Here is a 12,498-nt window from a genome sequence, read left to right as displayed (position 1 = left end):
CACTTTCTAGAACGTCGCTAAGCGGCAGGGGGAAGCATGCCAGTTGTTGTGTTGGTAGGTGCATCCGGTTCCGGAAAGACCACGATTGCCAAGGCAATCGCGGAGCGCTTTCAAGATGCTGTCGACGTGCTGTTTTTGACAGCATTGGAGTACCAAGTGCCGTAATGGTCGTCGACCATGGATCAGTCGAAGGTTGGCAACGCGCCAAGACCATCGAATGGATGATCCGCCTCGCTCAAATTGCGGACACGCGACGAATGGTTATCCTCGAAGGCCAAACTCGCCTTTCATTCCTTGAGGAAGGCGCCTCGGCCGCGGGATGATTATTTGCCGATTCTCGTGGACTGCGATGATGCAACGCGAATCAGGCGGCTAACGGTTGACCGGCAGCAACCTGAACTCGCAAGCGCCAACACGATAAGGTGGGCGGAATACCTGCGACGGGAAGCTTTGGGCAGGGACTGTCAAGTCCTAGACACGTCAGAGTTATCGCTGAACGAGGCGGTCTCCTACGTCGTGAAGCGAGGCTTGGGGGAGCCGCTATAACTGAAAGCTTCTTTTGGCTGCATTGAACATTCGTTATCCAGGTGCTGCGTCAAGCAACGGCCGTTTGGCGACCAGCATGCTGATATGGTGGGCCCGGCAGACTCGAACCCGCACCCAATCGGGCCGACCGCGCTTCTTTCTTACGGCCCGATTCAAGCTCTTGGTGACGTTGGCATCTTGTAATATTCCGTAAAGTACGTATTTTACGGAAAAATGGAGGTGCATGATGACATCCACCGTAACCGCCGCTGCGGTCTCCAAGAATTTTGGAGCCTATCAGGACGCGGCCGTGCGCGAGCCGTTAATTATCACTAAGAACGGCCGACCGCGCACGGTTTTGATCGCCTATGAGGACTATCTTCGATTGACGCGGCGCGAGCGCCACGTCGAGCTGACGAGCGCGTTGGATGCCGACGAACTCGCCGCAGTCGAAAAATCCACGATGGATCCCGGACTTGACCATCTCAACGCCGAATTGACGAAGGACAAGAATGCTGCCAGCTGAGCCGAAAGTCGGCTGGGTCTTCCGCTATTCCTATCTCTGGCACTGGCAGCATTTGGAAGGACGAGAAGAGGGGGACAAGGATCGCCCGGCGCTCGTTCTTGCCATCGTTGCCACCTTGGAAGATGGAACGCCGGTGGTCCGGGTCCTTCCGATCACGCATACGCTACCCTCCGACCCGGCCGATGCCGTCGAGATTCCGCCGGCGACAAAGCGTCGATTGGGGTTGGATGACGAACGCTCCTGGATTGTTTTGACGGAGAGCAACCGCTTTGCCTGGCCAGGGCCGGACGTCCGACCGCTCGACACGGAAAGCGGCTACCACGGCCCGTTGCCTCCGGCCCTGTTCGAAGAGGTGAAGCGTCGTTTTGTCGGGCTGGCGCGCAGCCAAAGACATCAGGCGACCCCGCGTAGTTCCTAAAAGCGATTTGTTCCGGCAATTTCTGCAAAATGGCGCATCGCATGACGGTCCCGAAAAGACGGGACGGCAATCATGCGGTTCGCCAGCATCTTGCGCCGAACTCCCGTAAAGCAACCGTCAAGCCGAAGGGCAGATCAAACCTGGCAAAGGCTCGTTGCGCGTATGTTCACGGTCTGGGCCAAGCAGATCGCATAATGTATCGAGTGGAATGCCCTGGACGGCAAAGGCTAGGCGTGGTTTTTGGCGGCGACAATCGCCTCTGCCTGTATCACACAGAGCTCGATTTCTTGTTTCGTCATGCCATTGGTTGCGTTGGCGGAGCGTTCGAGCTTCGAGAGGCTGAACCAGCCTTTGGGCGGGAGCCTGGTTCCCGCGAATTTCAGGCGGTATTATCCTCGGCCTCGCTGCTGTCGTCTGAGAGGTCCAAAGAGGCAAGCCCGGCTTCCGACTGCGACGGCGATCGCTTGGCGGCGTTGTGTCGTGCGAATTTGCATGACTCTGCTTGCTAGGTGCGGTCATTGGAGTTGCGGGGTGACGGCCTCTTCGACGCCGTTGAGGGTCTATCAAACCGGATCCAATCGTGCGAAGTGCGCCGCTTCCCCGATATTTGACTTGAGGGCGCTGGACGACGATAAAGCAGGCGCATGTTGGCCGTCTCGCGATTTTATATGGCGGTCAGCGCCGCAGAAGAGACTCAACAGCAGGTCCATGACCGCTTCGACCCTTTCATCGGCGACGGAGTAGAAGATCGTGCGCGACTCCCGACGCGTCTTGACCAGGCCCGCCTGGCGCAGCTCCGCAAGTTGTTGCGAGAGTGCCGGCTGCTTCAGCCCAAGGTCGTTCTGGATGTCGCCGACCGACCGCTCCTGCTGAGCGATGTGGCAAAGCAGCATCAGCCGGCTTGGCGCGCTGAACAACCGCATGAATTCGGCGGCCTCGGTGGCCTTGTTCTGCAGCGTTTCGATGGGAATGTCTTTCCCGCTCATGCGATCCGCTCCCTATAATACCAAGCGCCCGTCGACCCATTGGCCGCTTCCGCCTCCTCCAGGGTCGTTGCCGGCTGCAATAACAGTGGGTCGCCGGAACACCAACCCTCTGGCGTGGAGGCGCCTTCGCGCTGAGATACCTGCAAGGCTTCGACAAGGCGCAAAAGTTCGTCCACGGATCGACCTATATTCGTGGGATACCAGACGATAGCGCGGATAACGCCTTCAGGATCGATGACATAGGTGGCCCTGACGGTTGCGCTGCTCGGCGCCGCACTGTCGAGCATGCCATAGGCTTGCGCAATCGCCATCGACGGATCCTCGATAAGCGGGAAGTCCACCTTGACGCCGAAGCTCCGCTCGATATCGCGCAACCAGGCAAGATGCGAATAGAGGCCGTCGACCGATAGACCCAAGAGGTCGCATCCGCATGCGGCAAAATGTTCCTTTGCACGCGCAAAGGCGATGAATTCACTCGTGCAAACCGGAGTGAAATCGGCCGGATGCGAAAAGAACAAAACCCAGCGGCCTCGATAACTGGCAAGCGACACCTCTCCCGCCGTCGATCGAGCCGAGAAGCCGGGCGCGTGATCGTTGATCCTGAGAGTGCGCGCCTCAGTTCCTGAATCGGTGTCGTTCATTCCAAATCTCCTGACCGGTACCTGTCCGCCTATAGCTCAGAAGCCATCGCAATTCCACGATATACACACTTGCATATTTAATGTAAATATATACCTAAATGATCAACCAGGAGATCAGTCATGACGGATACCGCATTCACTCACGCGCGCGAAACTATCCTCGCCGCCCAAGACGAACCCATGAAGAGGCCGGTAATAAAGTCATTCTTCGACCCCGCAACGTTCACCGTCAGCCACGTCGTTCGCGATCCGGGATCGAACGCCTGTGCCATTATCGACAGTGTGCTCGATTACGATCCCGCCTCCGGGCGGACAATGAATGACTCAGCACGGGTGCTCGTTAATTACGTAAAATCCGAAAGTCTTGAGGTACAGTGGCTTCTGGAGACGCATGCCCATGCAGATCACCTGTCGGCAGCTCCGCTACTGCAGGCCGAGCTCGGGGGCGCGCTCGCGATTGGCCGCGAGATTATCCGGGTGCAGGAGGTCTTCGGCAAGATCTTCAATGCCGGCTCGGAGTTCCAGCGGGACGGCAGCCAATTCGATCAGCTCTTCCAAGATGGTGACCGGTTCAAGATTGGCGATCTCGAGGCAACGGTCTTGCATGTACCGGGACACACCCCCGCCTGCCTCGCCTACATCATCGGCGACGCCATATTCCCTGGCGACACGCTGTTCATGCCCGACTATGGCACGGCACGCTGCGACTTTCCGGGCGGCGATGCTCGTCAACTCTATCGGTCGATCCAGAGACTGATGCGCCTGCCGGGCGAAACCCGCATGTTCATGTGTCACGACTACAAGGCGCCAGGCCGCGAGGAATTTGCTTGGGAGACCACCGTGAGTGCAGAACGGACCGGAAACGTTCATGTGCACGACGGCATTGGCGAAGATGCGTTCGTCAAGATGCGGACCGAGCGGGACGCGACGCTTTCGATGCCGAACCTGATCTTACCTTCAGTGCAGATCAACATGCGCGGCGGCCGGTTGCCACCCGCAGAAGACAATGGCGTGCACTATCTTAAAATCCCCGTGAACAGGTTGTGACAGCGATGAGTGAGATCAACTATCATTGGCCATTAGCCGGCGGCCTTCTAATCGGCCTGTCGGCGGGCCTTTACCTTCTGCTAAACGGACGGATCGCCGGAGTTTCCGGTCTTACGGCCGCGGCGGCGGGCCTGACAGGTGGCGGGATCAACAAGTTGGGACTGGGCTTTCTCGCAGGCATCGTCGCCGGCGCCTGGTTCACGTCCCTCCTTGTTCGAGAACCCCACATCGCCATCACCTCCTCGCCCCCGTTGCTGATCGCTGCAGGACTGATCGTCGGTTACGGCACACGGCTCGGATCCGGATGCACGAGCGGTCACGGCGTTTGCGGGATCGCACGTCTTTCGCGACGTTCGCTCGCTGCAACAGCAATCTTCATGGCCGTAGCAGGCATTACCGTCTTCGTGACCCGCCATCATCTGGGAGGTCAATTATGATCGCTCGTGTCCTGGCATCCATCCTCTGCGGCCTCATCTTTGGGGCGGGGCTGGTGATCTCCGACATGATCAACCCCGCACGTGTGCTGGCCTTCCTCGATGTCGCCGGCAACTGGGATCCATCGCTGGCGTTTGTAATGGGGGGTGCCCTCATCCCCTCCGCCGCCGCCTACATCATCCGCGGTCGCCGCGCGGCACCACTGCTCGACAGCCGCTTCCATGTACCAGAAAATGCCTCGATCGACTGGAAGCTGGCGACTGGCGCGGCCCTTTTCGGGCTCGGTTGGGGATTGGTGGGGCTCTGCCCCGGTCCGGCGATCGCCGCATTGTCGACCGGCCGATGGGAGGCCGCGGTGTTCGTTGCGGCGATGTTGCTCGGCATGGCGGCCTATCGCGTTTCGCTCGGCGGCATGTTGAAAACCAGCTCTTCAGCCAGCACTAAAGCCTAGCTCGACGGAACATCCATGTATCTCGATCCTCTACAATATTTTCTCGGCGGGCTGTCCGGTGTCCTGGTTGGCTTCACTCTCGGCCTGTTTGGCGGCGGCGGTTCGATACTCGCCGTCCCGCTGATGGTCTATCTGGTCGGCGTACCGAGCGCGCATCTGGCGATCGGTACCAGCGCGCTCGCGGTTGCCGCCAATGCCTTCACGAACCTTGTCGCTCACGCGCGCCTCGGCAACGTCAAATGGCGTTGTGCCGCCGTCTACAGTGCCGCCGGAATCGCCGGAGCGTTCCTCGGTTCAACGCTCGGCAAGATGGTCAGCGGCCAGCACTTGCTGATACTGTTCGCCCTCCTGATGCTGGTCATCGGCGCCCTAATGTTCAAACGAGGGGATGCCGAAGGCAATCCGGGAGCCCAATGCAATCCCGAGAATGCCTCTAAAGTCTTGGGTTTTGGCGGCATGACCGGCATTCTATCAGGTTTCTTCGGGATTGGCGGGGGGTTCCTCATCGTCCCCGGGCTCATTGCGGCAACAGGCATGCCGATCATCAATGCCATCGGCTCCTCCCTCGTCGCCGTCACCGCACTTGGGCTGACGACGGCCCTGAACTACGCCTTTTCCGGCTATGTCGACCGGGCGCTGGCAGCGGTCTTCATCCTCGGCGGTGTCGCAGGCGGGACCCTTGGCGCATTCGTCGCGGCACATCTTTCGGCCAGGAAAGGCGTGCTCAATAGATTGTTCGCTTCACTGATCTTCGTAGTCGCTGGCTACATGATCTACAGGGGCGTGGGCCAGATTACGGCGTCTTGATCCCACGCCGACCGAGGAGATCATTTCGAAGCAGGCTGAAACGCTCCAACGAAAACCGAACGTTGGCATGCGGCTTTGACAAAGCGGTACAGCGAACGACAGGCGCCTTGAAGGCTGTCGGTTTTGGCATCATCACCGAAATCGACGTCAAGGAGACGCTGAAGAAGAAGATCGACGTGGACTTCCGTGCTTACCGGATCCTCGGCGCCTGCAACCCGCGCATGGCGTATGAGGCGCTCAACATCGAGGAGAAGGTCGGTACGATGTTGCCGTGCAACGTCATTATACAGGATGCTGGAGACCGCAAGATCGAGGTCGCCGCCATTGATCCTGTCGCCTCGATGCAAGCGATCGGCAATCCATCGCTTTTGGAGACCGCCAAGCGAGTGCGGTCGATGCTGGAGAGCGTCGTCGAGGGACTTTGACCGGTCGTCTCGCTCACAATCATGACGCAAAGAAAATCAGAGCCACTAGGTGTCGGCCAGAGACGTCGGCTCGCGCATTTGATGCCGATCAATGACCCAATGTTGGCCAGCGACTTATCATTGATGCTCACTCAGCAGGAGCACAGCGATGTTCAAGGCCTCCATGATTGTACTGATGACCGTTGGGATGTGGTCAGGGCAAGCGCTCGCCGACGACGCCGGGCCGCGATGGGGTTTGGGACAGGGGCTTGGTCCTGGAATGATGCAGCGTCTCGGTGCTATCGATACCAATGACGACGGTATGATCAGCGATGACGAAGCGGCCGCCCAGGTGGAATTGGTGTTCGCCGCGATGGACGGTGACGACGGTGAGTTGACCGAGGACGAATATTTGAGTGTGCGTATGGGCCCTGGACGAGGCTTTAACGAAGCGCGGCAGAAGGTCATGCAGGAACGAAAGAAGACCCGGTTCGCTCAAATGGACCACGACAAGAACGGCAAGGTCAGCAAGGCGGAGTTCATGGCGGCCGGCAAGGCTCGCTTTGAAGCGGCCGATACCGACAAGGATGGAAGGGTCACGCCCTGGGAATTTCGCGCTCAGCACAGGAATTTGATGTGAGTGCGAGCAGGCATGTTGTATGTCCCCATTGCGCCGCGGTGAACCGGCTAACGGCAAACCGTGACGCGGGGTCGGCTAAGTGCGGTGTCTGCAAGCAAGGGCTGTTCGTCGGACGTCCAGTGGACGCAAACGCAGAAATGCTCACAGATCAGATCAGTCGCAGCGATATCCCCGTGCTTGTAGATGTCTGGGCACCCTGGTGCGGTCCCTGCCGGATGATGGCCCCTGCTTTTGCGGAGGCTGCGAAAATACTGGAGCCGGGCATCCGCGTGGTGAAGCTCAACTCCGAGGAGCATCAAAAGGTCGCCGCCCAGCTCGGCATTCAAAGCATTCCGACGTTATTGCTTTTCCAAGGCGGGCGGGAACTCGCCAGGACTTCCGGCGCCATGAACACGCGCCAAATTGTTGACTGGACCGGCGCCCACTTAAATGGTCAGCAGCGACAACCGCTCGCTTAGCAAAAGCGTTCACGTGGTCTACAGATCGAAAGGCAGCCTACGCCTGACGGCGCGTGCCGGACGTGATCTCTGTCATCAGTTCAGGAGCAAAAAACTGCACCAGTACGCTGATCAACGCAAAGGATCTGACACGCGTGCCTTTAGGGAGCCAGTAAGAGTTTTTCCCCAATCGTACAGTCTGTAGCCGCTTCGCCTGATGCGAGCTGAAAACGATCAGCGGGCGAACGTCCGCTCACTTCCATAACTAGCTTTTGACGGATAGCGACGGCAAAGTCCTCTGGCTCGTGCACGGCAAGCACGAACGAACCGGGGCCGCCGATGACGCAGTCTCGATAGTACCGGTCCAGAGGACCGAAAGAGACAGAGGGCCGAATCATGATGGCAAGTCCGTTGATGATAATGCCGCGGGCCAGAGTATCAGCGCGTGTGGAAATCACTGGAGGTCCGGTGTTGTTCGGTCCATCGCCTGAAATATCTAAGATTCGTCGCGTACCAGAAAATTCATTCCCGTCGATTAGAGACGTAGCAAAGGAGATTGCGTTGGAGACGGAAGTCGCCCGCCGTGTTCCAATTGGCCGGGCCTCGAGTTTGGCCGCGAAGGCTTTGGCATCCGCCGCATCATCAATTACCTGCCACGCGATGACCGATTTCTCGTTTACCAACCCCGCCCATTCGAAATAGCCTAGGGCAATGCGTCCAAGGTAACCGCCCTTAACTGCGTCCACAAAATCCGGGTGCCTCAGTGCCTCAACATACCCGGCCCGCTGCACATGCGCTTCTTCCAGGTCCATCGAGCCTGATACATCGACCGCAAGCATGAGTTCGACATCAACTGGTTCGGCAGCCATTGTTTGAAGCGAGAATCCGCTGAACGCCAGGATCACTGATAGAACTTTGAGCATCGTCTTGACTCGCCCCCTTGGAAGACGCGGTGCCATTTGCTCGAACTATTGTATCGGCCCGCGTTCTGACCGCAAAGCGGCAAGACGGTAGACTATTTCATATCGTGTACGTCGTCGGTCGCGCGGCGCGACGCAGATTTTGCGAGATCGCTGGCCGCTGGATTCGCAAGGGGAGTGACAAACAATGTGATTAGTCATGACTGCCAGTCAGAATCGGAACTGAAGGGCTGATTCTCTAAAAGCAGATGGTGTGCCGCTGTGCCGTGTTTGTTTCCGATTTGTGCGTCTGGGATCGCATAATGTATCGACTGGAATGTTATCCCTAAGGGAACGCCGCCCCGTCAATTGAGAGGGTTGTCTTCGTTTTTCATTCCTCAGTGCGCTGATCGGACGGCGAAATGCATCCCCATTCTTAGTGATGTGGGTCCTTGCGAGGCTTTCCGGAAAAAATGCTGCCCCGCAATATACAACTTGAAAGCGAAGAGTATTACGTTTTAGCATGCGACTATGGGCTGAGTGATCCGCTGCTCGAAAGTTCGGCAACGGGCAAGGGGGAATGCGTGCAGGCAGGGGCGTTGAGTGGCGCGGCTCCGAATGGAGCGGTGTCGGACCAGGATAATGTGACGGCCGAGAAACTGGCCGAACTTAAGACCAAAGTCCATTCGATCTTTGGCGAAGTCGTGCTGGCGATGAGTTCTGTACCTCGATACAGAACTCAGTCACTAGCAGACCTTGCTCACCTGATCATTGACCCTTTGGTTCGTAACCGCATTGCGGTGGCTTCTCCAAAGCGAACACGAGCGAAAGCTCTCTGCTCTCGCCAAGTGCCGTTGCCGTGTGGGCAAGCGTTTCTGCTGAAGTGGACGCCAAGATAGCAGAACAAACGAAGGCTGGCGTCTTCCCGATCCGTCTGAAGCCTGATGATTGGACCAGCGGCGAGATTGTGTGGTTATTGGACGTGATCGCGCCATCGCGGGAAATGGCAACAACCGTGCCTGCCAACTTCAATCGCGTTGCCAAGCAGGATGCAGTTAAGATCCATCCCCTCGTTGCTCGGTTGGTTGATGCCGAAGTGCTGCAAAAACTTGTCCGCAAAGTTGACGACGACAGGTCCTCCAAAGACTCTAGTTCTCTGAATTGAAGTCCATTGGAGCTTGCTCGCGTTCTCAGCGGGCAAAGCGGGCATGTAGGCGTCAATGACCCGAACGCGATTTGCACTGCTGATATTGTCGGCCGCCTTGCTGGCGGGGCTGGCAGGCTGTGACTTGTTCGGATTCCGGACATACGAATGGCACCAGAAGATCACTGTCATTGTTGATACTCCAGATGGCTCTGTGTCCGGTAGCGCGGTGACCGCCGTGACTCTTTCGGTTTCCCCAAAGTGGTTCGGCCTAGGAGATGTCTCGGGAGCGGCCGTGGGCAAACTTGCGGGAGAAGCGGTTGTCGTTGAGGTGCTGTGAGCGTCCGGCGAAGGCATTTTCGCTTGGTCGAGAGGCCGATATTATAGGTCGCGTTTCATCTCGTCTGCCATTACGCGGTCGACCACATCCGGATCGCATTGTTCATCGACGAGAAACTGGCGGATTCCACCATCCCATGTCCGTATGTCGGCGAGGAGATTCTGGAGCTCGTCCACGCCGTTCTCGGTCAGGCCCTTTGTGCCGTATTCGCTGCCGTCGCGGACATAAAGCAATTCGCCTTCGCTGATATTATCCGAGTTGGCGGTCACCTCTTCGATCAACTCGAGGTTCTCGCCGATCATCTCAGCGACCTGTTTGAGGGTATAGATGATCCTTGAGCGTGCCATCACGCAGCCTCGTACCGGTCTTTTGCCGGAGTCCACTGCCACGGGAGCAGTTCCGCAAGTCGATCCTTGGGATGGCTCTGGATCCTGGTCAGGACGTCTGCCAGATAGGTCTCTGGATTGTGGCCATGGAGTTTAGCTGTTTCGATGATGGTCAGGATATTGGCGATGCGCTCGCCGCCCTTGTCTGACCCAGCAAAGAGCCAATTTTTTCTTCCAATTCCGAGTGGCCTCATAGCGCGCTCAGCTATGTTGTTATCGATTTCGACACGGCCATCGTCAATGTAGACGCTCAAAGCTGCCCATCGCGAGAGAGCGTATCGCATCGCTTCGGCAAGCTTCTGTTTCTGCGGCAGCGTCGAAAGCGACGTTTCAATCCAAGCCTTGAGGTCCGCCAGAATGGGTCTGGCGTGTTGCTGGCGCAGTGTTCGCCTCTCGTCGGAAGACATGCCGCGGATACGATCCTCGATATCGTAGAGTGCACCGATGCGCGACAGAGCCTCGTCGGCGATCGGAGATGGCTTGAGCTTGATCACATCATGGAACTTGCGGCGAACATGCGCCATGCAGGCGGCTTCGATGATCTGGTTGCCGTAAAGCTTGCTATAGCCAGCATAGCCATCCGCATGCATTACGCCGCTGAAGTCAGCGAGGTGTTCAGCCGGATGCACGCCCTTTCGGTCGGGGCTATAGTAATAGGCGATCGCTCCGGGCGTGGGATCCTGGTAGCCGCTGCCGTCGAAGACATAGACCCAGACCCTGCCGGTCTTCGTCTTTCCTCGTCCTGGATCGAGAACATCGACCGGCGTATCGTCCGTGTGTACTCGGTCGACCGCGGCGATATGGGCTCTGATCAGCAAGATGAGGGGCGAGAGCAGAACGGACACACGGCCAACCCAGTCCGCCATGACAGACCGGGAGATGTCTATCCCCAGCCGGTCGTACATCTCGGACAAACGATAGAGTGGGATATGATCGTCAAATTTGGCGACCATGATGTGTGCGAGCAGTCCTGGTCCAGGTTTCCCTCGCTCGATCGGCAAGCTCGGCATCTCACCCGATACCGTCGTGTCGCAGTCCTTACAGACCATGCGCTTCTCGATATGCCGGACGATCTTCACCGAAGCCGGCACATGCTCCATCACCTGGACCACCTTGTCGGCCGCCTTCAGGAACGACATGCCACCACAAGTCGGGCAACTGCAGGGCGCTGTGTACACCCGCTCTTCAGTTGGAAGGCCATCCGGCAGAGGTCTGCGTTTCGGCTTGTCGGGGGTATCATCCAGATCTGGCAGCAGGCCTTTTCCGGAACGAGCATCAGCCTCGGCGCGGGAAGCCTCGATCTCCTCGAGCATCAGCTCGAATTGCTCAATCTTCCGATCGATCTTTTCCGAGGATGCGCCGTGCTGCCGATGTCGGAGCAGTTCCAACTGCGCGCGCAGAAGGCCGATGATCGAGTCGCGTTTGATGACTTCGGCTTCTTGTGCGCTGAGTTTCGCCGCCTGTTCTGCGACGAGCGCGCGCAATGCCAATAGCTCGTCCTGACTGTCCAGCGGCGGTGCTTTCATGCCCAAAAACATAGCCGATTTGCAGCGAAAGCACTAGCGTTTTGCCCCGGATGTGCCTGTAAAATATAGCTTTTAACCCGTGCGGCCAGGGGCGGAAGTCCACGCTGGTCGGCGCCAGTCAATCCCCTCAACAAGCATCGACAACTGAGCCTGCGTCAGATGCGCAACACCATCTTTCGCCGTCGGCCAAGGAAAGTATCCGCGCTCGAGAATCTTGTAAAACAGGCAGAACCCTTGGCCATCCCACCATAGAAGCTTGATCCGGTCGGCGCGCTTTCCACGGAAGCCGAAGATCGCTCCGGAACCCGGCGCTTCCTTGATCACCGCCTCGACCATAGCAGACAGACCATCGATACCGCGCCGCATATCGGTCACCCCGCAAGCCAAGTAGACCCGCACATTTCCTGTCGGCCCGATCATGCAGCCTCAACACACGCGATCAACGATGACAACGTCTTGCGTTCAATGTCCGCCGGAACTTTCAAACTGCGACCATTTCGTAGCTGGATCTTGATAAGCGCGGGCGCCCCGCCGGCCGCCGGCATCTGCCCGAGGCTTACTTCGTTGACCAGGTGGACCGGAAGGAACGTTGCTGACACATCGAAGTGGCTAAGCGCTTTCCGCCATAAACGGATCTGCGCAGGATAAATGTCATGGCGACGAGCGACATCACCAATGCGAACGCCCGGTTGATCGGCTTCAGCCAATATCGCCAGCTTCGCTTCCTTCGACCACCGCCGCCTACGCTCAACGCCGGAAATGATCTCCATGCGAGCCATGCCAACCTCTCAGATCTGATATTAGTGCCAGCACTAATGCTGGTTCTAATGCCAGAACATCGCCTAACTGGCTCGTTCAGCAAAATCCGCTCACCGGACGCTCACGA

The 12,498-nt window shown here is 57.9% G+C and carries 18 protein-coding genes; 11 read left to right on the top strand and 7 right to left on the bottom strand.

The annotated features are described in order from the left end of the window. Positions 1–36: 36 nt before the first annotated feature. From ACTJKM_RS17310 to ACTJKM_RS17300, 3 genes are all read left to right on the top strand, one after another. A complete protein-coding gene (locus tag ACTJKM_RS17310) occupies positions 37–165 on the top strand; it encodes an ATP-binding cassette domain-containing protein (protein ID WP_245296219.1) in 129 nt (42 codons plus the stop codon). 607 nt (positions 166–772) lie between these two features. Next, a complete protein-coding gene (locus ACTJKM_RS17305; protein ID WP_058328843.1) occupies positions 773–1,051 on the top strand; it encodes a type II toxin-antitoxin system Phd/YefM family antitoxin in 279 nt (92 codons plus the stop codon). Beyond that, positions 1,038–1,469 carry a hypothetical protein gene (locus ACTJKM_RS17300; protein ID WP_058328838.1) on the top strand — a complete coding sequence of 144 codons (432 nt, stop codon included), beginning with the start codon at positions 1,038–1,040 and terminating at the stop codon, positions 1,467–1,469. The genes ACTJKM_RS17305 and ACTJKM_RS17300 overlap by 14 nt, the downstream gene beginning before the upstream one ends. A 563-nt stretch (positions 1,470–2,032) precedes the next feature. On the opposite strand, the gene ACTJKM_RS17295 is transcribed toward ACTJKM_RS17300, so the two are convergent. Both ACTJKM_RS17295 and ACTJKM_RS17290 read right to left on the bottom strand, forming a co-directional pair. Then, complete coding sequence (locus tag ACTJKM_RS17295) at positions 2,033–2,455, bottom strand: metalloregulator ArsR/SmtB family transcription factor (protein ID WP_113514776.1); 423 nt, start codon at positions 2,453–2,455, stop codon at positions 2,033–2,035. Next, positions 2,452–3,096 carry a peroxiredoxin gene (locus ACTJKM_RS17290; protein WP_113514775.1) on the bottom strand — a complete coding sequence of 215 codons (645 nt, stop codon included), beginning with the start codon at positions 3,094–3,096 and terminating at the stop codon, positions 2,452–2,454. Before ACTJKM_RS17290 ends, ACTJKM_RS17295 begins: the two co-directional genes overlap by 4 nt. A gap of 120 nt (positions 3,097–3,216) precedes the next feature. Between ACTJKM_RS17290 and ACTJKM_RS17285 the strand changes: the two genes are divergently transcribed. From ACTJKM_RS17285 to trxC, 7 genes are all read left to right on the top strand, one after another. Beyond that, entirely contained in the window at positions 3,217–4,143 is a 927-nt protein-coding gene (locus ACTJKM_RS17285; RefSeq protein ID WP_440660664.1) for an MBL fold metallo-hydrolase, read from the top strand. Between the two features lie 5 nt (positions 4,144–4,148). Next, the gene (locus tag ACTJKM_RS17280; RefSeq protein ID WP_058328442.1) at positions 4,149–4,580 is read left to right on the top strand and encodes a YeeE/YedE family protein; all 432 of its coding nucleotides are present in this window, start codon (positions 4,149–4,151) and stop codon (positions 4,578–4,580) included. Next, on the top strand, positions 4,577–5,029 hold the full coding sequence (locus ACTJKM_RS17275) for a DUF6691 family protein (protein WP_058324811.1): 453 nt from the start codon (positions 4,577–4,579) through the stop codon (positions 5,027–5,029). The genes ACTJKM_RS17280 and ACTJKM_RS17275 overlap by 4 nt, the downstream gene beginning before the upstream one ends. A gap of 15 nt (positions 5,030–5,044) precedes the next feature. Next, positions 5,045–5,836: a sulfite exporter TauE/SafE family protein gene (locus ACTJKM_RS17270; protein WP_058328441.1), complete on the top strand. Its 792-nt coding sequence runs from the start codon at positions 5,045–5,047 to the stop codon at positions 5,834–5,836. Between the two features lie 107 nt (positions 5,837–5,943). Further along, positions 5,944–6,261, top strand: a complete 318-nt coding sequence (locus tag ACTJKM_RS17265; RefSeq protein WP_245296184.1) for a DUF302 domain-containing protein — start codon at positions 5,944–5,946, stop codon at positions 6,259–6,261. Positions 6,262–6,409: 148 nt separating this feature from the next. Beyond that, positions 6,410–6,880: an EF-hand domain-containing protein gene (locus ACTJKM_RS17260; RefSeq protein ID WP_058328440.1), complete on the top strand. Its 471-nt coding sequence runs from the start codon at positions 6,410–6,412 to the stop codon at positions 6,878–6,880. Then, complete coding sequence (gene trxC / locus ACTJKM_RS17255; protein WP_058328439.1) at positions 6,877–7,338, top strand: thioredoxin TrxC; 462 nt, start codon at positions 6,877–6,879, stop codon at positions 7,336–7,338. Before ACTJKM_RS17260 ends, trxC begins: the two co-directional genes overlap by 4 nt. 140 nt (positions 7,339–7,478) lie before the next feature. On the opposite strand, the gene ACTJKM_RS17250 is transcribed toward trxC, so the two are convergent. Next, entirely contained in the window at positions 7,479–8,240 is a 762-nt protein-coding gene (locus ACTJKM_RS17250) for a DUF1194 domain-containing protein (RefSeq protein ID WP_058328438.1), read from the bottom strand. Positions 8,241–9,075: 835 nt separating this feature from the next. Here ACTJKM_RS17250 and ACTJKM_RS17245 point away from each other — a divergent pair. Continuing rightward, positions 9,076–9,381 (top strand): toxin-activating lysine-acyltransferase, encoded by a 306-nt coding sequence (locus ACTJKM_RS17245; protein WP_245296183.1) that lies wholly within the window; start codon positions 9,076–9,078, stop codon positions 9,379–9,381. A gap of 360 nt (positions 9,382–9,741) precedes the next feature. On the opposite strand, the gene ACTJKM_RS17240 is transcribed toward ACTJKM_RS17245, so the two are convergent. The 4 genes from ACTJKM_RS17240 to tnpA all read right to left on the bottom strand — a co-directional run bounded on the left by ACTJKM_RS17240 (position 9,742) and on the right by tnpA (position 12,382). After that, positions 9,742–10,047, bottom strand: coding sequence for a hypothetical protein (locus ACTJKM_RS17240; protein ID WP_440660022.1), 306 nt, complete (start codon positions 10,045–10,047; stop codon positions 9,742–9,744). Next, the gene (gene tnpC, locus ACTJKM_RS17235) at positions 10,047–11,612 is read right to left on the bottom strand and encodes an IS66 family transposase (RefSeq protein ID WP_440660024.1); all 1,566 of its coding nucleotides are present in this window, start codon (positions 11,610–11,612) and stop codon (positions 10,047–10,049) included. Before tnpC ends, ACTJKM_RS17240 begins: the two co-directional genes overlap by 1 nt. A gap of 72 nt (positions 11,613–11,684) precedes the next feature. After that, complete coding sequence (gene tnpB / locus ACTJKM_RS17230) at positions 11,685–12,032, bottom strand: IS66 family insertion sequence element accessory protein TnpB (protein ID WP_018240454.1); 348 nt, start codon at positions 12,030–12,032, stop codon at positions 11,685–11,687. Next, a complete protein-coding gene (gene tnpA, locus ACTJKM_RS17225; RefSeq protein WP_440660025.1) occupies positions 12,029–12,382 on the bottom strand; it encodes an IS66-like element accessory protein TnpA in 354 nt (117 codons plus the stop codon). Before tnpA ends, tnpB begins: the two co-directional genes overlap by 4 nt. Positions 12,383–12,498 lie beyond the last annotated feature (116 nt).

Origin of the sequence: Ensifer sp. 22460 (assembly GCF_052044935.1) — a bacterium.
GTDB lineage: Bacteria > Pseudomonadota > Alphaproteobacteria > Rhizobiales > Rhizobiaceae > Ensifer.
This window is presented reverse-complemented; position numbering and strand designations above follow the sequence as displayed.

Coding starts and splice junctions, on each gene's coding strand:
- ACTJKM_RS17310 (WP_245296219.1), top strand. CDS start 37: ATGCCAGTTGTTGTGTTGGTAGGTGCATCCGGTTCCGGAAAGACCACG.
- ACTJKM_RS17305 (WP_058328843.1), top strand. CDS start 773: ATGACATCCACCGTAACCGCCGCTGCGGTCTCCAAGAATTTTGGAGCC.
- ACTJKM_RS17300 (WP_058328838.1), top strand. CDS start 1,038: ATGCTGCCAGCTGAGCCGAAAGTCGGCTGGGTCTTCCGCTATTCCTAT.
- ACTJKM_RS17295 (WP_113514776.1), bottom strand. CDS start 2,455: ATGAGCGGGAAAGACATTCCCATCGAAACGCTGCAGAACAAGGCCACC.
- ACTJKM_RS17290 (WP_113514775.1), bottom strand. CDS start 3,096: ATGAACGACACCGATTCAGGAACTGAGGCGCGCACTCTCAGGATCAAC.
- ACTJKM_RS17285 (WP_440660664.1), top strand. CDS start 3,217: ATGACGGATACCGCATTCACTCACGCGCGCGAAACTATCCTCGCCGCC.
- ACTJKM_RS17280 (WP_058328442.1), top strand. CDS start 4,149: ATGAGTGAGATCAACTATCATTGGCCATTAGCCGGCGGCCTTCTAATC.
- ACTJKM_RS17275 (WP_058324811.1), top strand. CDS start 4,577: ATGATCGCTCGTGTCCTGGCATCCATCCTCTGCGGCCTCATCTTTGGG.
- ACTJKM_RS17270 (WP_058328441.1), top strand. CDS start 5,045: ATGTATCTCGATCCTCTACAATATTTTCTCGGCGGGCTGTCCGGTGTC.
- ACTJKM_RS17260 (WP_058328440.1), top strand. CDS start 6,410: ATGTTCAAGGCCTCCATGATTGTACTGATGACCGTTGGGATGTGGTCA.
- ACTJKM_RS17250 (WP_058328438.1), bottom strand. CDS start 8,240: ATGCTCAAAGTTCTATCAGTGATCCTGGCGTTCAGCGGATTCTCGCTT.
- ACTJKM_RS17240 (WP_440660022.1), bottom strand. CDS start 10,047: ATGGCACGCTCAAGGATCATCTATACCCTCAAACAGGTCGCTGAGATG.
- tnpC (WP_440660024.1), bottom strand. CDS start 11,612: ATGAAAGCACCGCCGCTGGACAGTCAGGACGAGCTATTGGCATTGCGC.
- tnpB (WP_018240454.1), bottom strand. CDS start 12,032: ATGATCGGGCCGACAGGAAATGTGCGGGTCTACTTGGCTTGCGGGGTG.
- tnpA (WP_440660025.1), bottom strand. CDS start 12,382: ATGGAGATCATTTCCGGCGTTGAGCGTAGGCGGCGGTGGTCGAAGGAA.